This window comes from Pseudomonas sp. MOIL14HWK12:I2 (assembly GCF_000510745.1).
In the GTDB taxonomy this organism is placed as follows: domain Bacteria; phylum Pseudomonadota; class Gammaproteobacteria; order Pseudomonadales; family Pseudomonadaceae; genus Chryseomonas; species Chryseomonas oryzihabitans.
Genome location: NZ_AZOA01000008.1, coordinates 386,325 through 405,014 on the forward strand (window position 1 = coordinate 386,325; position 18,690 = coordinate 405,014).

15 protein-coding genes are annotated in these 18,690 nt (G+C 65.4%); 6 read left to right on the top strand and 9 right to left on the bottom strand.

The genetic code is table 11. The features are described from left to right. Positions 1 to 26: 26 nt before the first annotated feature. Positions 27 to 959, top strand: coding sequence for a transporter (locus PSK12I2_RS0106965; RefSeq protein ID WP_037007554.1), 933 nt, complete (start codon positions 27 to 29; stop codon positions 957 to 959). Positions 960 to 1,787: 828 nt separating this feature from the next. On the opposite strand, the gene antC is transcribed toward PSK12I2_RS0106965, so the two are convergent. From antC to antA, 3 genes are read right to left on the bottom strand one after another with little or no spacing between them, the layout of a single operon-like run. After that, entirely contained in the window at positions 1,788 to 2,822 is a 1,035-nt protein-coding gene (gene antC, locus PSK12I2_RS0106970; protein WP_027597817.1) for an anthranilate 1,2-dioxygenase electron transfer component AntC, read from the bottom strand. Positions 2,823 to 2,832: 10 nt separating this feature from the next. Continuing rightward, positions 2,833 to 3,324: an anthranilate 1,2-dioxygenase small subunit gene (antB, locus tag PSK12I2_RS0106975; protein WP_027597818.1), complete on the bottom strand. Its 492-nt coding sequence runs from the start codon at positions 3,322 to 3,324 to the stop codon at positions 2,833 to 2,835. Continuing rightward, the gene (gene antA, locus PSK12I2_RS0106980) at positions 3,321 to 4,709 is read right to left on the bottom strand and encodes an anthranilate 1,2-dioxygenase large subunit (RefSeq protein ID WP_037007555.1); all 1,389 of its coding nucleotides are present in this window, start codon (positions 4,707 to 4,709) and stop codon (positions 3,321 to 3,323) included. The genes antB and antA overlap by 4 nt, the downstream gene beginning before the upstream one ends. Positions 4,710 to 4,889: 180 nt before the next feature. Here antA and PSK12I2_RS0106985 point away from each other — a divergent pair, with 180 nt between their 5' ends. Continuing rightward, complete coding sequence (locus PSK12I2_RS0106985; RefSeq protein WP_027597820.1) at positions 4,890 to 5,867, top strand: AraC family transcriptional regulator; 978 nt, start codon at positions 4,890 to 4,892, stop codon at positions 5,865 to 5,867. On the opposite strand, the gene PSK12I2_RS0106990 is transcribed toward PSK12I2_RS0106985, so the two are convergent. The 5 genes from PSK12I2_RS0106990 to PSK12I2_RS0107010 all read right to left on the bottom strand — a co-directional run bounded on the left by PSK12I2_RS0106990 (position 5,864) and on the right by PSK12I2_RS0107010 (position 11,225). Next, positions 5,864 to 6,895 (bottom strand): AraC family transcriptional regulator, encoded by a 1,032-nt coding sequence (locus PSK12I2_RS0106990; RefSeq protein ID WP_027597821.1) that lies wholly within the window; start codon positions 6,893 to 6,895, stop codon positions 5,864 to 5,866. The genes PSK12I2_RS0106985 and PSK12I2_RS0106990 overlap by 4 nt on opposite strands. Positions 6,896 to 7,116: 221 nt before the next feature. Beyond that, positions 7,117 to 8,070, bottom strand: a complete 954-nt coding sequence (locus PSK12I2_RS0106995; protein WP_027597822.1) for a LysR family transcriptional regulator — start codon at positions 8,068 to 8,070, stop codon at positions 7,117 to 7,119. A gap of 92 nt (positions 8,071 to 8,162) precedes the next feature. Further along, positions 8,163 to 9,683, bottom strand: a complete 1,521-nt coding sequence (locus PSK12I2_RS0107000) for a tripartite tricarboxylate transporter permease (RefSeq protein ID WP_027597823.1) — start codon at positions 9,681 to 9,683, stop codon at positions 8,163 to 8,165. Continuing rightward, positions 9,680 to 10,198, bottom strand: coding sequence for a tripartite tricarboxylate transporter TctB family protein (locus PSK12I2_RS0107005; RefSeq protein WP_027597824.1), 519 nt, complete (start codon positions 10,196 to 10,198; stop codon positions 9,680 to 9,682). Before PSK12I2_RS0107005 ends, PSK12I2_RS0107000 begins: the two co-directional genes overlap by 4 nt. Before the next feature lie 28 nt (positions 10,199 to 10,226). Then, positions 10,227 to 11,225: a tripartite tricarboxylate transporter substrate binding protein gene (locus tag PSK12I2_RS0107010; protein ID WP_027597825.1), complete on the bottom strand. Its 999-nt coding sequence runs from the start codon at positions 11,223 to 11,225 to the stop codon at positions 10,227 to 10,229. 292 nt (positions 11,226 to 11,517) lie between these two features. Here PSK12I2_RS0107010 and PSK12I2_RS0107015 point away from each other — a divergent pair, with 292 nt between their 5' ends. The 4 genes from PSK12I2_RS0107015 to PSK12I2_RS0107030 all read left to right on the top strand — a co-directional run bounded on the left by PSK12I2_RS0107015 (position 11,518) and on the right by PSK12I2_RS0107030 (position 16,058). Then, positions 11,518 to 12,837, top strand: a complete 1,320-nt coding sequence (locus PSK12I2_RS0107015; protein ID WP_027597826.1) for an MFS transporter — start codon at positions 11,518 to 11,520, stop codon at positions 12,835 to 12,837. Then, complete coding sequence (locus PSK12I2_RS0107020; RefSeq protein WP_027597827.1) at positions 12,830 to 13,780, top strand: amidohydrolase; 951 nt, start codon at positions 12,830 to 12,832, stop codon at positions 13,778 to 13,780. Before PSK12I2_RS0107015 ends, PSK12I2_RS0107020 begins: the two co-directional genes overlap by 8 nt. Beyond that, on the top strand, positions 13,777 to 14,790 hold the full coding sequence (locus tag PSK12I2_RS0107025) for a 4-hydroxythreonine-4-phosphate dehydrogenase PdxA (RefSeq protein WP_027597828.1): 1,014 nt from the start codon (positions 13,777 to 13,779) through the stop codon (positions 14,788 to 14,790). Before PSK12I2_RS0107020 ends, PSK12I2_RS0107025 begins: the two co-directional genes overlap by 4 nt. Positions 14,791 to 14,882: 92 nt before the next feature. Continuing rightward, a complete protein-coding gene (locus PSK12I2_RS0107030) occupies positions 14,883 to 16,058 on the top strand; it encodes an L-rhamnonate dehydratase (RefSeq protein ID WP_027597829.1) in 1,176 nt (391 codons plus the stop codon). Positions 16,059 to 16,143: 85 nt separating this feature from the next. On the opposite strand, the gene PSK12I2_RS0107035 is transcribed toward PSK12I2_RS0107030, so the two are convergent. Next, complete coding sequence (locus PSK12I2_RS0107035; protein ID WP_027597830.1) at positions 16,144 to 18,066, bottom strand: UvrD-helicase domain-containing protein; 1,923 nt, start codon at positions 18,064 to 18,066, stop codon at positions 16,144 to 16,146. Between the last annotated feature and the right edge of the window lie 624 nt (positions 18,067 to 18,690).

Sequence of the window (18,690 nt, forward strand, 5' to 3'; positions counted from 1 at the left end):
GAACAGCCGTATTCAAGGAGCCTTGCATGACCCGGATTCGCTATCTTTCCCTCGCCGGTGCCCTGGTTGCCGGAACCGCCCAGGCCTATGACCTGCCGGTGGTCAACCTCGGCCTCACCAGCTTTCTCGACGGCGGTCTGCCTGCGGGCAACGGCTGGTACCTGCAGCAGTATTTCCAGAACTACAGCAGCCATCGGCTGACCGATCAAAACGGTGACAAGCTGGGGCTGCCGAAGACCAGGCTGGACTACCAGGTATCGGTGACCCAGCTCAGCTACGTATCGGACCTGCGCCTGGGCAACGGCAACCTGGGTCTGAACATGTTGCTGCCGGTGGTGACGCGGATGAAGGTCGACGACGGCCTGAACAACGCGGCGCTCAAGGACCAGGGTGGCGTGGGCGATCTGCTGATAGGACCCTTCATCCAGTTCGATCCGGTGATGGGCGCCAATGGCCCGCGGTTCGTCCAGCGTGTCGAGTTCCAGATCAACGTGCCCACCGGCGAGTACGACCGCGACAAGGACATCAACCCCGGCAACCATGCCTGGTCGTTCGACCCCTATTGGGCCGCCACCTACTGGTTCACCCCGAACTGGACCGTCTCGGTGCGCGCCCACTACCTCTACAACTTCAAGAACGACAAGCCGAGCTATGCCTTCGGCGACGTCTCCGACATCCAGGCCGGCCAGGCGCTGCACGCCAACTTCGCCACCGAATACGCCGTCACCCCGCAACTGCGCCTGGGCATCAACGGCTACTGGCTCAAGCAGATCACCGACACCCAGGTCGACGGCCACGACGTCTCCGGGCGCCGCGAGAAAGTCTGGGCCATCGGCCCCGGCGCCATGTACAGCTTCTCCAAGAACGACCACCTGGTGGCCAACGCCTATTTCGAGCAGGACGCGGAGAACCGTCCGGAGGGCAGCCGGGTGCAGGTGCGCTACATCCATCACTTCTGACCGGACGGAGTTCAGCTCCCTTCGTCCTTTTCAAGCCTGCCGGGGATGGCAGGCTTTTTTTGCACGGCGTTTGGGCGGGAAGCTCAACCAAGGGCGTGTCCAGGTGGTTCAGATATAGCGGCAGACGATGCGGGGTTGGCGCCGGAGGTTATGGTCCTATTGGTCTTGGACGGTTGCGCCGTCTCATTCCAGTCTCCGGCCCATCGAGGCTATAGCGTTCCGCCGTAGCGACCGCTCCTACGGCATCACTCACCTCTGTAGACGTCGATAACCGTAGCGTGGAAAACGGCGCAGCCTTTTCCACTGGAATCCGTCGCGATGCGTGCCCTCACCCCAACCCTCTCCCGAGGGGAGAGGGGGCTAGCCGAGCAGGCGTTCGGCCCTTCAGCTCCGGTGGGATCCTGGCCCTCACCTGGGTAACGACTGTCTTGAGGCTACCATCGCCGCGATGGAGCGGTGACTGCCAAGGGCCGCGTTAGGTTCGGCTGAGCGCAGCGAAGCCCAACAGAGAGGCCCCGCCAAGCGATCCAGGCCAAGCGGTGGAGATCGATTGATGCCGCCGGAAGAATGGTTGCTGTCGGGCTTCGACGATGGAGCTGTCTCAACCCAACCTATCGGAATCGTCGCGTTGAGCGGTAGCTTGGGTTGAGCGCAGCGAAGCCCAACAGAGACCTCTCACCAAAGCGATTCATGCCAAGAGGTAGACGCCGATTAATGCCGCTGGAAGAGGAGCTGTCGGGCTTCGAAGGTGTAGCTGTTTCAGCCCGACTTACAAATGCGAAGCCCGGCAGGCGAGCTGTCGGGCTTATTGAAAGAGGCAGCGCAGCGTTAACGCGAAGACGCACTCTGCAAAAACTTCTCGCTATACAGCCGCGTCTCCTCGCCCAACCCCTGCTGGTCGAGCCAGGTCTTGACCGCCTCGACCATGGGCGGCGGGCCGCAGAGATAGAGGTCGCAGGCCTGGTCGGTGAGGAAGCGCCGGTCGAAGTGCTCGGGGATATAGCCGCTGAGGCCCTGCCACGCCGGACCCGGCTGGCTGACCACCGGCTGGTAGTCGAAGTCGGCGATGCGCGCGCGGTAGGCCTCCAGCCGGGCGCCCTCGCAGAGATCCTGCTCCTGGGTGACGCCATAGAACAGCCGCACCGGCTGGCCGCAGCCGCCTTTCTCGGCCATCTCGTCGAGCATGCCGAGGAAGGCCGACAGGCCCGTGCCGCCCGCCACCAGCACCAGCGGCCGCTCCACCTGGCGGAGATAGAAGCTGCCCAGGGGTGCCTCCAGTTCTAGGTTGAGGCCCGGCTGGCAGCGTTCGCGCAGGAAGTTGCTCATCACCCCATCCGGCAGCAGACGGATGAGGAATTGCAGCTGGTTCTGCGCATTGGGCCGGTTGGCGAAGGAGTAGGCGCGCCAGTCATCGGTGCCGGGGATACGCAGCCGGGCGTACTGGCCGGGTAGGAATTGCAGCTGCCGGGGGGCAGAACTGGCGTCCAGATGCAGGATGGCGGTGGTGGCCGAGACCAGCTCCACCGAGATCACCTGGGCACTGATGCGCTCGGGCTCTTCGGCATGGCAGAGGCTGGAGTCGTGGTCGAAATAGAAGGCGGCGTCGGACGTCACCCGGGTCTGGCAGGCGAGCATCTTGCGTTGCGCCAGGTCACGCTCGGAAAGGGCTTCCTCGTCGACGTAATCCTGGCTGTAGGCGCCGGCTTCGCAGCGCCCCTGGCAGGTGCCGCAGACGCCTTCGCGGCAGTCCAGCGGCAGGCTGATGCCCTGGCGCAGGGCTGCGTCCAGCAGCAGTTCGTTGGGCTTCACCGCGATGAACAGCGTCTTGCCGTCGGCGAAGCTCAGAGCGACGTTGTGGCTCATGGCGGTGGCCTCAGAGATGGTAGAAGTCGAGTACGGAGTTGATGACGTCGTTGAGCAGCAGCACCTGCTTGCGGACGATACGGAAGTCGCCGTCCACCTCGCGCAGGTGATAGGTCACCTGACCGTAGAACTGCTCGGACACCCCATGACGGGCATAGAGCGTCAGCCAGCCGGCGCGCACCTCCAGCAGACCGTCGTCAGCCCGGGCGACGCGCACGTTGCTGATCTGGTGCAGGGTGCGCGGCAGTGGCGTGGAGGCGGCCGACTTGCCGGTGCGCAGTCGGAACACCCGGTCCTCCAGGCCGGAGCGGTCGGCGTAGTAGATATAGGAGAGACCCTGGGTGGGATCGGTCACGTACTCGTGCTCGCTGATCCATTGCGGCAGGTGGAAGACGCTGTCGGCCTCGAACAGCGCCAGATAGGCGTCCCAGTCCTGGGCATCGCAGAGCGCGGCCTGGCGATAGAGGAATTGTTCCACGGCGTATTGCAGATCAGGATTCATGCCGACACCTCCGTCGGTTGCAGGGCTTTGTTGGCCAGGCCATCGAGCAGGAAGCGCTGCCAGGCGCCGTGCTGGTTCACATAGAGGCCTTCATGGGTAAATTCGGTACCGGTGAGCACCGGCTGGATGCCCAGGGCCTCGCTGTTCACGGTGGGGCCGGCGGTCCAGCGATGATGGCCGCGGGAGATGTCATTCCAGCGCTCCAGGCGGGCCTGAAAGCCGCGCTGGGCCTCGCGGAATTCCACCAGATCGTCGGGCGTACCCATGCCGGAGACGTTGAAGAAGTCCTCGAACTGGCGGATGCGGTTGGTGCGGTCGGCGGGCGCCTCGCCCTTGACGCCGATGCACTGGCTGATGATCTCGGTCTTGTTCCAGGCCACCGGCCGCACGATGCGCAGCTGGGAGCTGATCTGGTCCATGAAGAACAGGCTGGGGTAGATGTTGAGGTTGCGCAGGCGATGCATCATCCACTCGGCGCGGGCCTGGCCGTATTCCTCGACCAGGCGCGGCATCACGCTGGCGTAGCCGGGGCGCACCGTGGGGTTGGGCATGTCGCTGAACAGCAGGCTGTGGCCATTCCTGAAGGAGAACCAGCCATCGTCGGTCTCGGCATCGCCGGCGCCGAGCTTGCTGTAGTCCAGGGTGCTGCTGGCACCGCCTTTCTCGGCATTGACCTGCTGGCGGTGCTGCACGGTGGAGACGTAGTTGTAGTGCACGGTGCTGACGTGATAACCGTCGAGGCCGTTCTCGTTCTGCAGCTTCCAGTTGCCGTCGTAGGTGTAGGTGGACTTGCCCGGCAGGATCTCCAGCTCGCCGGTCGGCGACTGGGCCACCATCATGTCGAAGAAGACCTTGGCGTCGCCCAGGTAGTCTTCCAGGGAGTCACTGCCCTGGGTATCCAGGCTGACGAAGACGAAGCCCTTGTAGCTCTGGATGCGCGCCTTCTTCAGGCCGCGGGTGGCCTTGTCGAAGCCATCGGGGTACTCGCCCGGCGCCTTGACCTTCACCAGGCGGCCGTCGCTCTTGTAGCACCAGGCGTGGAAGGGGCAGGTGAAGGTGGACTGGTTGCCGCGCGCCACGCGGGTAAGGGTGGCGCCACGGTGCTGGCAGGCATTGATCAGCGCGTGGAGCTCGCCGTTGCCATCGCGGGTGATGATCAGCGGCTGGCGGCCGGCGCGCATCGTGACGAAGTCGTGGGGCTTGGCAATCTCGCTTTCGTGGCAGGCGTAGATCCAGACCTTCTCGAAGATCAGCTCCATTTCCAGTTCGAACAACTCGGGTTCGGTAAACAGGTCGCGGGCGATGCGATAGACGCCGTCGGCCGGACGGAAGTCCAGGCAACCTTGGATGTAATCCTGCCATTGGGCAATGCTGCGGGTGCTCATCAGGGGTGTCCTCTAGAGTGAGACTCACCTCGATTGAAGCCCCGCCACCCCAACCCCTCTATCCGCTTTTTCACTGATCGCTAGCCGAATTTTTTCGCTCGCCGGACTGGCCTGCACTCTGCGGATAGTGGCGGCGGCACGCGGCGTGCAGCATGGAACCAGCCAGCGGAGGAGCCCAGCATGCAGCAGACGAATTTCGAGGTGCAGACGCACAGTGGCCAGGTCGCCGAGGCGTGTCGCTGGATGAGCGCGGTGGCCGGTCCGCATCGCCTGGAAACCCGCAGCGGCGCCGAATTGAGTTTCCATCACCAAGGACTGCGACTGCCGGGCCGAGCCACGGTGCTGGGGCGGATCGGCTATGGCGCCGCGGTGCAGATCGGCATCGACGCCCTGGATGCCTACAGCCTCAGCCTGCCGCTGCAGGGGCGCCAGTCGCTGGCCAGCCGCGGCGCGCGCGTGCGTTCCGACAGTCAGTGCGGGATGGTCGTCGCGCCCCACGAATGGCAGCGGCTGGACATGGCCGCCGACTGCCTCAAGCTGCAGGTGGTGATCCGCCGCGAAGCCCTACAGGAGGTGGCGGAGGGCCTGCTGGGCCGGCCCTTGGCGGCGCCCCTGAGCTTTGCCGGCGAGATGGAACTGGCGCGCCCGGCGGTCGCGGCGTGGTGGCAGGGGGTGCGCCAATTGCTGGACGGCTGGAGCGCTGTCCAGGCGCTCTACGGCCAGCCAGCACTGGCCAACGACCTGGAAGTGATGCTGCTCAAGGGCCTGCTGCTGGCCCAGCCGCACAACTACTCCGCGGCTCTGGAGGAAGGCGTAGGGACGGGCTATCCCGAGTTTCTCCTGCGGGCGCGGCGTTATCTCGAAGCCCATGCGCGGGAGAGTCCCTCGCTGGAGAGTCTGGAGCGCGTGGCCGGCGTATCCCGGTCCAAGCTCTATGCCAGCTTCCGCCGCTATCACGGCCAGCCGCCCATGGCCTATCTCAAGCGGCTACGGCTGGAAGAGGTGCGGCGCCTGCTGCTGGCGCGTCGTGACGGCGCGAGCGTCTCGCGCATCGCCCTGGATTGGGGCTTCGAGCACCTGGGGCGCTTCGCCAGCGACTACCGCCAGGCGTTCGGCGAGACGCCGTCGCAGACCCTGGCGGGACGGCGTCTCAACTAGCTGGAGAGCGCCCCGCGAAAGCGGCGGGTTTCCGAAGGAGACTCGCCGTAGCGGCGCTTGTATTCCTGAGCGAACCTGCCGAGGTGGGCGAAGCCCCATTTGTAGGCGGTGTCCGTCACCGATTCCACCCGGCCGCTGCGCAGTTCTTCGTTGACCCGCTCCAGGCGCAGGTCGCGCAGATAGTGCATGGGGGTGGTGCCGCGATAGGTGCGGAAGCCGGCGAACAGGGTGCGCACGCTGACGCCGCCATGTTCGGCCAGGGTTTCCACGCTGAGCGGCTCGTGCAGGTGCTCGGCGATATAGGCCTCGATGCGCTTGATGAAGTAGGGCGAGACGTTGCGCTCCCGCGTGCCTTCCAGCTGGCCATGCAGCGAATGCGGCTGGCCATAGAGCAGGGCGTTGAGCAGCGAGGATTCGAATTGCTTGAGCACCAGCGGCTGGTGGATCGGATGCGCCGGGTCCGCCAGGCCTTCCATGAGCAGGCCGAGCAACTGTAGGAAGTAGCTGCCGCCGGCTTGGCGCAGGTCCAGGCGCGGATCGAATTGCGGCAGGCGGCCCTGCTGGGGCAGGTGCTGGGCGCAATGATGGTCCAGGTCGGCCCGCTCCAGGCGCAGCACCAACTGGGCTGCACCGCCGTACCACCTCATGCGCACCGGCAATTCCGGCGAGAGCAGGGCGGCCAGGTGCGGTGAGGACTGGAAGTCCGTCGCGCCGCACTGGATGTTGGCGCCACCGGCGAGGGGAATCTGGATCAGGTAGAAGTCCTGCAGGCACTGCGGATCGATGTCGACGTCGGTGCCGTATTCCAGGCGATTGAGCGACAGCCGCCCGCGGCTGACGTGGTGCAGGCTGGCGCTGACGCTGTCGCCGCGGTGCACCGGCTTCAGCTCGTGGGGCTTGAACACCTTGCTGACACCCTGGCAGGCCGCATCCCGGTCGGCCACGAGAAATTGCAGGCTACTCGAACAGAACAGCCGGGTCTGGCGAAAGCGCTCTCCGCTTTCGGAGGGCGTGACGTCTTGGGTCATTGTTACCTCCTTGCACACAGGCGTGGCCCCGCGCACCCTTTTGTTTCCTGCCGATTGCAGCCAGCGGATAGCGGCTGCAGTCAGCGGATAGTCGGTGGGCAGCGGAAATCGTTCTTGGCCGATCGCGGTCGGCCTTGCAGGGGAATTTGCAAGGGGCGGGCCAAGCAAGGCGTCTAACAAAGGGTTTCGGGCGATCAGCGGCCAGGCCAGTCGCCATCCGCTCAGGCGTCGTCTTGGCGCAGTCGCCCATGCTCGCTGCGCACTGCCGCCATGAAGGTCTGCATGGCCGAGGACTGCACCCGGTGGCGGCGACGGATCAGTCCATAGGGCGGCAGGCGCGGTTCGAAGGCGATGGGCAGCACCGCCAGCAGGTGCCGGCCGGGATAGTCGTTGACCACCGACAGCGGCGTCACGCCGAGCATGTCGGTCTGCTGCAGCAGCGCCAGCAGGGTCATGATGGAGGTGGTTTCGACGATGCTGCCGGGGATGTCGACCCGGGCATCGTGGAAGGCCTGGTTGATGATGGCCCTCATCGGGCTGGGGTGCTGTTGCAGCACCCAGGTGTGCTCCTGCAATTCGCCCCAGGTGAGGTGAGTGGCCTGGGCAAGGGGATTCTGGGCGCCGGCGATCACGCAGAGCACCTCTTCGCCGAGGCTGTCGAACAGCAATTCCTCAGCGCGGGCTCCGGTAGGAATGCGGCCCAGGACCACGTCGAGCTGGTCCTGCAGCAGCGCCTGGACCAGCACGTCGCTGGTGTCCACCTGGATGGACATGGACAGCCGCGGATGGCTCTGCTTGAGGGTAGCGATAGTGCGGGTCAGCAGGCCCGAGGCCAGCGCCGGGATGGCGCCCACGGCGACCCGGCCCAGATTGCCCGATTCCAGCGCGACCAGCTCCTCGCGCATGCCCGAGAGTTCGGCGAACACCATCCGCGCGTAGTAGATCACCGTGTCGCCAAAGGCCGTGGCGCGCATGCCGCGCGGCAGCCGCTCGAACAGCCCCACGCCCAGCAGGCTCTCGATCTCGTGCAGCATCTTGGTGGCGGCCGGCTGGGTCATGCCGATGTCGTCGGCGGCGCGGCGCAGCGAGCCGAATTCCGCCAGTGCCAGCACCAGCCGCAACTGGCGCAGGCGCAGACGGCTGTGGATGGTATGGGCATCGGGAATGCGCGTCATGCTGGCGGACCTTGGGGCAGGGGAGCCGGCTAGGGTAGCGCATGAGCCCGGGCCTGGCGTCGGTGGGGTGCGTCCGCGCCAGGCCGGGGCGTTCACGACGGCCGTACCTTGGCCCGCGGCTGGCCCAGGCGCAGCGCCTGCAGGCCCCGCGCGAGCAACGGCCAGCAGAGCATCAGCAACGCCGCGGTGGTCAGACTGCCCACCAGCGGGTTGGACCAGAAGATGCTCAGCTGGCCATCGGAGAACAGCATCGATTGGCGGAAGGCGTCTTCGGCCTTGTCACCAAGCACCGCCGCCAGCACCAAGGGGGCGACGGGATAGCCGAGCTTCTTGAAGGCATAGCCGAGGATGCCGAAGCCGAGCATCAGCCAGACGTCGAACAGGCTGTTGTGCACCGAGTAGGCGCCAATCACGCAGACGGTAAAGATGATCGGCGCGATGATGCAGAACGGGATGCGCAGGATGGCGGCGAACAGCGGCACCGTCGCCAGCACCACGATCAGGCTGACCACGTTGCCCAGGTACATGCTGGCGATCAGACTCCAGACGAAGTCGTGCTGTTCGGCGAACAGGGTCGGCCCCGGATGCAGGCCCCAGATCATCAGGCCACCGAGCATCACCGCGGCGGTGGCGGAGCCGGGAATGCCCAGGGTCAGCATCGGCAGCAGGGCACTGGTGCCGGCGCTGTGGTCGGCGGTCTCCGGCGCGATCACCCCTTCCAGTTCGCCCTTGCCGAAGCCCTCGCGGTTCTTCGAAAAGCGCCGCGCCAGGCTGTAGCTCATGAAGGAGGCGGCGGTAGGGCCACCGGGCGTCACGCCCATCCAGCAACCGACCAGGGCGCTGCGCAGCCAGGTCAGCCAGTAGCGCGGCAGTTGCTTCCAGGTGCCGAGCACGGTGCGCAGGGTGATGCGCGCCTGCTCGCCACGAAAGACCAGGCCTTCCTCCACGGTGCAGAGGATCTCGCCGATGCCGAACAGGCCGATCACCGCCACCTCGAAGCTGATGCCCGACAGCAGTGCCGGCTGGTCGAAGGTCAGGCGCAGATTGCCCGACACCGTATCCATGCCCACCGCCGCCATGGCGAAGCCGATCATCATGGCGGCCACCGTTTTCAGCGGTGGATTCTTGCTCATGCCGATGAAGGTGCAGAAGGCCAGCAGATAGACGGCGAAGAACTCCGGCGAGCTGAATTCCATGGCGAAGGCGGCGATGCGGCTGGAGAGGAAGGTCAGCAGCAGCACCCCGACCAGGGCCCCCAGCAGCGCCGAGGTGAAAGCCGCCGTAAGGGCCTCGCCGGCACGACCCTGGCGCGCCAGGGGGTAGCCATCGAAGGTGGTGGCCACCGACGAGGGTTCGCCGGGGATGTTGAACAGGATCGAGGTGATGGAGCCGCCGAACAGCGCGCCCCAGTACATGCAGGAGAGCAGGATGATGGCCGAGGTCGGACTCATGGTGAAGGTCAGCGGCAGCAGCAGGGCGACGCCATTGGGCGCGCCCAGGCCGGGCAGCACCCCGACCAGGATGCCGAGCAGCACGCCGATCACCATCAGGGCGAGGTGATGGAAGGACAGGATCAGGCTCATCCCGTGCATCAGGGAGTCGAATTCGCTCATGACAGGCTCCTCAGCAGGCGGGCGAGGTCGGCCAGGGGGCCGGCATCCAGCGGCACCTTGAACCAGAGGGCGAAGATCAGATAGCTGGCCAGGCTCACGCCGCCGGCGGTGGCGAGGATCTGCCAGACGCCATAGCGCCTTTGTCGCTGGCGATCCCGTGCCATGAACCAGGCGATGAACAGGAAGGCCGTCAGATAGAGGCCCAGCAGGGGCAGGGCGACGACGAAGGCCAGCATCGGCAGGAACACCCGCAGCACCTGGCCGAAGGCGGCGCGTTCGACGAAGCTGGTGCGCAGCGCCTGCCAGCGCCACAGGGTCTGCAGCGCCGTAGCCAGGCTGGCCAGGGTCAGCAGCAGGCCGATGTAGAAGGGGAAGTAGCCCGGCTCGGGGCCGGCATCGCCCCAGCCGATACCCTGTTCCAGGCTGCCCACCATCACGATGCCGCCAAGGCCAGCGGTAAAGGCCGCCAACCCCAGTTCCACCCAGCGGGTGGTGATCAGAGAATCTCCGGCCATGGCCGTCTCTCCTGTGTCGGTGCGCCGATCAGCGCTTGAGCCAGCCCGCGTCCTCGAACACCGGGGTGACCCGTGCGGTGTCCTGGGCGATGTAGTCCTGCAGCGCCTGGCCTTCGAGGAAGGTCGGCACCAGCGCATTGCGCTCGATGTAGGCCTTGAACTCCGGCGTCTGGCTGACCTTGCGCAGCAGTTCCACATAGAAGGCCCGTTGTTCCTCGCTGACCCCGCCCGGCAAGAGCACGGTGCGCGGGAAACGGTACTGGTCGATGCCCAGCCCCTGCTCCTTGCAGGTGGGCACGTCGGTCCAGGCCTGGGTCTCGGTGACCTTGGCGGTATAGGTCATGCGCGCCTGGCTGAACACGCACAGCGGCACCACCTGGCCGCCGCGCCACTGGCTCAGGCTCTCGCTGGGGTTGTTGACGTTGGAAGTGATGTGCTTGCCGGCCAGCTGGGTCGCCGCCTCGCTGCCACTCTTGAAGGGAATGTAGGTGAGCTTGGTGCCCTCGGTGCGATTGAGCAGCAGGGTCAGGGTCTGGTCGACGTCCTTGGACTGGCTGCCACCCATGCGCTTGCCGGCCGGATCCTGCTTGATGGCGTCGAGGTAGCCCTGGGCGTCCTTCCAGGGCGCGTCGGCGTAGCTCCAGAGGATGAAGTCATCCTCGGCGATGGCCGCCACCGGGGTGAGGTCGGCGAGCTGGTAGCCGAGCTTGGCGGTCAGCGGCAGCAGATAGACGTTGTTGGTGGCGATGACCAGCTTGTCCGCCTCGCCCTTGGCCATCTTCATCTCCAGGAAGGCCTCGGCGCCGTTGCCGCCACCCTTGTTCATCACCACGGTGCTGGCGTCGAGCAGCCTGTGCTGCGTGATGATCGACTGGATCAGTCGGCCGAGCTGGTCGGTGCCGCCACCGGGACCACCGGCGACCACGATCTCCACCTTGCCCTCGGGTTGCCAGGCAGCCTGGGCGACGGGAGCCACCACAGCGGCCAGGCACAGGGGGAGGGCGGCGAGCAGGAGAGTGCTGCGCATGGGACTACCTCTTTCTTGTCGTTGTTTTGGGTGGGCCGAGTGTGCGCAGCACCCGGCGATCCTGACCAGTCAAAAGAAGGCATGCACCTATAGCCTGGGGTTATGCCTGGCGCTGCTCTTCATCTGACTCCGCACGGCAAAAGGGCTGTAGCGACGAGCGAAAACCGACCTATATCCTGCAGCTATACACCTATGCGCAGATTTGATTAGACGGTTATCGCCCCTCGGCTGATAGTCGACCTCGCCAGCCGGCAGCTGAACACCCATAACAAGAATCCCAGGGGTCCATGCCATGCTCTCGACGTCCCGTTCCTCACGCCTCGGCGAAGCCGCCGTGCCCACGGCGCTCCAGGCTTCCCGCGTCCGCTGGCGCATCTTCGCCATCATCTTCGGCCTTACGGTCATCAACCTGGTGGATCGCGTGTCGCTGTCCATCGCCATGCCCACCATCGCCCGCGAATTCCAGCTGACGCCGGCCACCCAGGGGCTGATTCTCAGCAGCTTCTTCTGGGCCTATGCGCTCCTGCAGATTCCCGGCGGCTGGCTGATCGATCGCTACGGCCCGCGCCGCGTCATCGGCTGGTCCACCGGGCTCTGGGGCGTCTTCCAGACCCTCGCCGCCTTCGCCACCGGCGGGCTGTCGCTGATCTTCGCCCGGGTCGCCCTGGGCGCCGCCGAGGCGCCGCTGTTCCCGGCCGGTGGCAAGCTCAATTCCCTCTGGCTGGCTTCCAGCGAGCGCGGCCGTGGCGCGGTGCTGATGGATTGCGGCGGACCGCTGGGCGTGGCCCTGGGCGGACTGCTCATCGCCTACCTGATCGCCGTCTTCGGTTCCTGGCGCACCGCCTTCTTCATCGCCGGTATCGCCACCCTGGCCATGGCCTGGCTCGCCTGGCGCTATCTTCGGGACGACCCAGCCGCCCACCCCGGGGTCAATGCCGCCGAGCTGGCGCGCATCAACGAAGGTCGCACCACCTCGGTGGCCCAGGCGGCCAAGGCCGGCGCCCGGGGCCTGGGCATCGCCCGTCGCTCCCTGGCCGGCATCCTCATCGGTCGCGCCAGTTGGGCCATGGTCTTCTTCGGCCTGCTGACCTGGGGGCCCAGCTACCTGGCCCAGGCCCGCGGCTTCGACATCAAGGGCATCGGCGCCGCTACCTTCGTCATCTTCCTCTGCGGGGCGGCCGGCTCCCTGGTCGGTGGCTTCCTCTGCGACCTGCTGGTGCGCAAGGGCGTGCGTCGTGGCCTCGCCGCCAAGGCACTGCTGTCCTGCTCCGGCCTGGTGGCGCTGGCGGCCTTCCTGCTGCTGCCGCGGCTGACCGATCCCTATGCCGCCGTGGCGCTGCTGTCGCTCACCGCCTTCTTCCTCATGTGGGGCAGCCTCTACTGGAGCTTCCCGGCGCTGCTGGCGGTGCCGGCACGCGTCGGCCTTATCGGTGGGGTGATGAACCTGGCCGGCAGCCTCGGCGGCATCGCCGTACCCATCCTGGTCGGCCTGCTGCTGCAGCACCTGGGTGGCTATCCCGCGGTGCTGGGCTTCTTCGCTCTCTGCTCGGGCCTGTTCATCCTCGGCACCCTGTTGATCGCCCTGGACCAGCGGGAGGTGCAGCATGGCTGAGCTCTATGACGGCCCCATCGTCGATGCCCATCATCACTTCTGGGAGCCCCGGCGCAACTTCCACCCCTGGCTGTCAGGCACGGAAACCATCCCCTTCCGCTATGGCGACTACAGCGCCATCAAGGTTGACTATCTGCCCGAGCACTACCTGGCCGACGCGGCCGGTCATGAGGTGGTCCAGACCGTCTATGTCGAGACCGAGTGGGATCCGCGCGATCCCCTGGGCGAGACCCGCTACGTCCATGACCTGGCACGCTGCCATGGCGCGCCCCATGCGGTGGTCGCCCAGGCCTGGCTGGATGCGGCAGACGCCGCCGAGCTGCTCGCCGCCCAGGCCGCCTTCGAACGGGTGCGCAGCGTCAGACACAAGCCCGGTGGCCCGGCGCGCCCGGAAGAGGTGGGCAGCCAGCGCACCCTGATGAGCGACGAGCGCTGGCGCCAGGGCTACGCCGAACTGCAGCGCCACGGCCTGCACTTCGACCTGCAGACGCCCTGGTGGAATCTCGACGAAGCCTGTCGCCTGGCGCGGGACTTCCCGGCCACCCAGCTGATCCTCAACCATACGGGGCTGCCGTCCGACCGCAGCGCCGAAGGTCTGGCCGCCTGGCGCGCGGCCCTGGCCCGCCTCGCCGAATGGCCCAACGTGGCGCTGAAGATCTCCGGCCTGGGCCTCGCCGGCCAGCCGTGGCGCGCCGAAGACAACGCCTGGATCGTGCACGAGGCCATCGCCGTCTTCGGCGCGGAACGCGCCATGTTCGCCAGCAACTTTCCCGTCGATCGTCTGTGCGGCAGCTACGACACCATCATCGGCGGCTTCAAGCGTCTGGTGGCCGACCTGCCCATCACGGCCCAGCGCCAACTCTTCCACGACACCGCCCAGCGTCTGTATCGCCCGGTGGCCGACGTCTTTCGCCTGGACACCTACCTGAGGACTTCCGCATGAGCAATTCCACGCTTCCCCGCCTGGCCCTGGTGCTGGGTGATCCGGCCGGCATCGGCCCCGAGCTGATCGCCCGCCTGCTGGCCGATCCCGAGGTGCGCAGCCGCGCCCGCCTGGTGCTGATCGCCGACGAGGAGGAGGCCCGCGCCGGCATGCGCATCGCCGGTTGCGAATATCCCTACCGCCCCATCGATAGCCTGGATGCCCTCGATTTTCAGGACGACGTACCCCTGCTGTATCCCTACCGGGGCGCTGCGGAAGGCGCCTTTCCCCGCAGCGAAGCCAGTGTCGTCGGCGGCCGCTACAGCCTGGACACCCTGGCCGTCGCCCTCGACCTGACTCAGGCGGGTCACACTGACGCCATCCTCTTCGGTCCGCTGAACAAGACCTCCCTGCACCTGGCAGGCATGGGCCACAACGACGAATTGCACTGGTTCGCCGAGCACCTCGGCTACCAGGGGCCATTTTGCGAATTCAACGTGCTCGACGATCTCTGGACCTCGCGGGTGACCTCCCATGTCGCCCTGAAGGATGTCCCTGGCTTGCTCAGCCAGGAGCGGGTGATCGAAGCCATCCAGCTGATCGACAACGAACTCAAGCGCAGCGGCCTGGCGCGACCGCGCATCGGTGTCTGCGGCCTTAATCCGCACAATGGCGACAACGGCAGCTTCGGCCGCGAGGAGATCGACCTCATCGGCCCGGCCGTCGAGCGCGCTAGGGCGCTGGGCATCGCCGCCGACGGCCCCTATCCCGCGGACACCATCTTTCTCAAGGTCCAGGGCGACGCCCGCGCCTTCGACGCCGTGGTGACCATGTACCACGACCAGGGCCAGATCGCGATCAAGCTGATGGGCTTCTCCCGTGGGGTCACGGTGCAGGGCGGCTTGCCCATTCCCATCGCCACGCCCGCCCACGGCACCGCCTTCGACATCGCCGGTCAGGGCCGCGCCAATGTCGGTGCGACCCGTCAGGCCTTCGAGATCGCCTGCCGCCTGGGCGCTTCCCGCCACTGATAGCTGCCGAGGCGTCCAGGCGCCTCCCGAATCCGCCGAACCGGTCCCTGGGGCCGGACGGCCTTACTCATGCTCGAAAAAGGAACCTCAACATGAAAATCACCAGCGTTCGCACCCGCGTCTTCGAATGGAAGGGCAAGGTCGTCCCGCCTCAGGCGCACTTCTGCACCAACGCCACCGACATCCTCTATGAGCGCGGCGACGCCATGGGCTCCTTCCGCTTCCACGGCTGGCTGGTGGTGGAGATCGAAACCGACAGCGGCCTGGTCGGCCTCGGCAACTGCGCCCTGGCGCCGCGGGTGGCCAAGGAAATCATCGACCTCTACCTGACCCCCATCGTCCTGGGCCAGGATCCTTTCGACAACGAATACCTTTGGCAGAAGATGTATCGCCGCACCCACGCCTGGGGCCGCAAGGGCATCGGCATGGCCGCCATCTCCGCCGTGGACCTGGCGCTCTGGGACTTGATGGGCAAGGCGGTAGACAAGCCGGTGTTCAAGTTGCTGGGTGGCCGGACAAAGGAAAAGATCCCCTGCTACGCCTCCAAGCTCTACGCCAATGACAATCTGGATCTGTTTCTGGAAGAGGCCCAGGGCTATCTCAACCAGGGCTTCGATGCCCTCAAGATGAGATTCGGCTACGGGCCGAAGGACGGTCCCGCCGGCATGCGCCGTAACATCGAGCAGGTGCGCGCCTTGCGTGAACTGGCTGGTCCCGACGTCGACATCATGCTGGAGTGCTACATGGGCTGGACCCTGGAATACGCCCGCCGCATGCTGCCCAAGCTGGCCGAATTCGAACCGCGCTGGCTGGAAGAGCCGGTCATCGCCGATGACATCGAAGGCTACGTCGAACTCAAGAAGATGGGCATCATGCCCATCTCCGGCGGCGAGCACGAATTCACCTCCTACGGTTTCAAGGACCTGCTCGAACGCCGCGCCGTGGACGTCATCCAGTACGACACCAACCGCGTCGGCGGCATCACCGCCGCGCGCAAGATCAACGCCCTGGCCGAAGCCTGGTCGGTCCCGGTCATCCCCCACGCCGGCCAGATGCACAACTACCACCTGACCATGGCCAGCACCGCGTCGCCCATGGCCGAGTTCTTCCCGGTATTCGACGTGGAGGTAGGCAACGAACTCTTCTACTACGTCTTCAAGGGCGAACCCCAACCGGTCGGCGGCTACCTGCAACTCGACGATGACAAGCCCGGTCTGGGCCTTGAGCTGTCCGAAGAACACCTCAAGGATTTCGATGTGATCGAGTAGTGGTCTGGTCTGGCTGCCGCCCGTGCTGTGCGGCAGCCATCCTGCGTTCATGCGGCGGGTGACAGCACTCGCCACGCCACCTGACTCAACCCGCCAATATCGCCGCCGCACCTCGTGGCTGCCGGGTGTACCACAGCACCCGGCTGACCCCACGGGTCACCGCCACATAGCTCAGGCGCAACGCCTCGTCCGCCATGGCGTCGTCATAGCTTTGCTGGAAGTGTCCGCTGGTCGCATAGAGGGCGTTGCGCAGCGGATGGGGCTGCTGGGGCTGGCCATCGTCCAGCACGATCGCCACCTCGGCCTGCAGGCCCTTGGCTCGGTGAATGGTGCAGGTGCGTACGCCTGGCTGACGTCCCAACTGCTCGTTGATGGCTTTCAAGGGCGCGTTCAGGCGACTCATCACCATGACCGCGCACCGCTCCGGCCGCTCTCGTTCCGCGGCATAGGTCCGTTGCGCCTCGATCTCGTACAGCAACGCAGCCAACTGGCGGGCGATATCGAATTGCGGCACGACCTTGACCCCATGACCCTGGTCATCCGCCGCGTGAAAGGCCTGGGTCTTCTTGGGCTGCTTGTGGCGTACCTGCGTCAGGATGCGTTCGCCGTCCGCCACGATGTCCGGTGAAGAACGGTAGTTGGTCCCCAGCATCAGTGTCTGGCTGGGCGTCTGGCCTGGAAACCAGCGGTCGAAGTGAATGAACAGCTCCGGCGAGCTGCCTCTCCAGCCGTAGATGGATTGCCAGTCGTCACCGATGGCCATCAGCGAAGGCGCGGCCTGCTCCTCGGCGAGCCTGCGCTGTACCTGCTGCAGCCAGAGGGCGATCTGCGGCGAGATGTCCTGGAATTCATCGATCAGCAAATGGGTGAAGGGCTGCAGACGGGCAATCAGGGCGCGACTGGGCTTCTTTTCCAGGCGATCCGTCAGCACGGCGAAGGCGGTATTGAAGGTGATCAGCCGCTGTTCCTTCAGCAGCTTGCCGAAGTGTCGCCAGAATTGCTGCATGGCCTCCAGGAAGATCCGGTCCCGCGTCGAGCACTCCAGCTGAGTGCTCTTTATAGAGCCGACCCGCAACCCCAGGGTCTCGGCGAATGAGGCCTGGCCATAGAAGAGGTCGGGCAGCGGTTGGGGTTGACGTTCGCCATTGAGGACGAAGGGCTGCAAGGGTGGCGCGCCGGGTGGCTCCTCCTCATTGGGCGGCGCCAGTTCCAGCAACAGATGGACCCGACGCCGAAAGCCGGCGTCCTCTCGGTAGCATTGCTCGTAGGCCTGTATCAGGAGCTGCCGTTGAGCCTCGTTCAGGCTGGCGCCAGCCAGCATGCCGTTGTCCGGTTCGTCGTCACCTTTCGATTGGCTGGACAGCTGCTCGAACCATTGCGTCGCCCTCAGTTCGGTGCGCGCCAACTGTGCCAGGGCCGAGTGAAAGGTTCTTACCAGCTCGCGTGCCGCCTCGTCATCCAGCGGGGCCTCCCAGAAGGCCAGGACGCGCTTGAGCTGGGCGCGCAACTCTTCGCAGGACGCCTTGGTGAAGGAGATGACGGTCAGCTGCTCGCGCGGGAGGTCGAGGTGGCACAGCATGAACACCACTCGCAGCACCAGCGTCGTGGTCTTGCCCGAACCGGCCCCCGCGAAGATACGGGTAGCCGGAGCCCGCGCGAGGATCATCTTCCACTGCTCAGGTGAGGGTGGCTGGATGATGCCCTGAGCCACGGCCTGCTCGACCCGTACCTTCATCCGCTGCTCCTGGGAGCGCTTGATGGTGAGTGCGGGACCATAGATGCCCGCGGGGGAGGGGATGGCCGGGGTAGCCTGTATAACGGATTGCTCGCTGTTCGCCGCCTTGACCGAGACTTTGGGATCGGCCTGCCGTTTGCGGGCCTTGGTCGGTTGCACCTTTTTCTGGCCGCTAGGCGTCTGCTCTCCTTTAAGGAAGAGCGTGGTACGGGGAAACCAGTCGCCCAGGGTGTTTCTCAGCTGTTGTCGATAGCGAGCCAGGATGGAAGTCATGCAGTCCTCGAAACATGGTCTGCCAGCATCTTACCTCGCACAGGTGACAGCTCGCCTTTTGGTGGCCTTTTTCATCCCTGCTGAAAGATTCTTGAAATTACCTGTTGACCTGTCCTGAAACTCCCCTATAATGCGCCCCACTTCCGGCGCAGACGCTGAAGCGGCTTGAAAATCAAGCACTTAGGTCTGAGTCGGGCGAGGGGTCTACGGATTCTTCGCCTTTTGGCTCTCACCTTCGGGTGACAGCGAGATGAAGCGGAGGGGTTGACAGCGTCTCAGGATGCTGTAGGATTCGCCTCCCGCTGCCGAGATTGGTTAGACCGATCAGGCAAGCGCAAGTGGTTGAGTTGAAACGAAAAAGTTCAAATCAACGCTTGACAGGATGTGAGGACAGCGTAGAATGCGCGCCTCGGTTAGCGACACGGTCGCAACCAACTGCTCTTTAACAAGTTGAATCAAGCAATTCGTGTGGGTGCTTGTGAGATAAGTCTGATGTCGCAAGATTATCAGCAACACAAGTAACTCGTGAATTCATGAGTTTTTTGCGATTGCTGAGCCAAGTTTAGGGTTTTCTCAAAACCCGATCAGTCTACTTAACTGAAGAGTTTGATCATGGCTCAGATT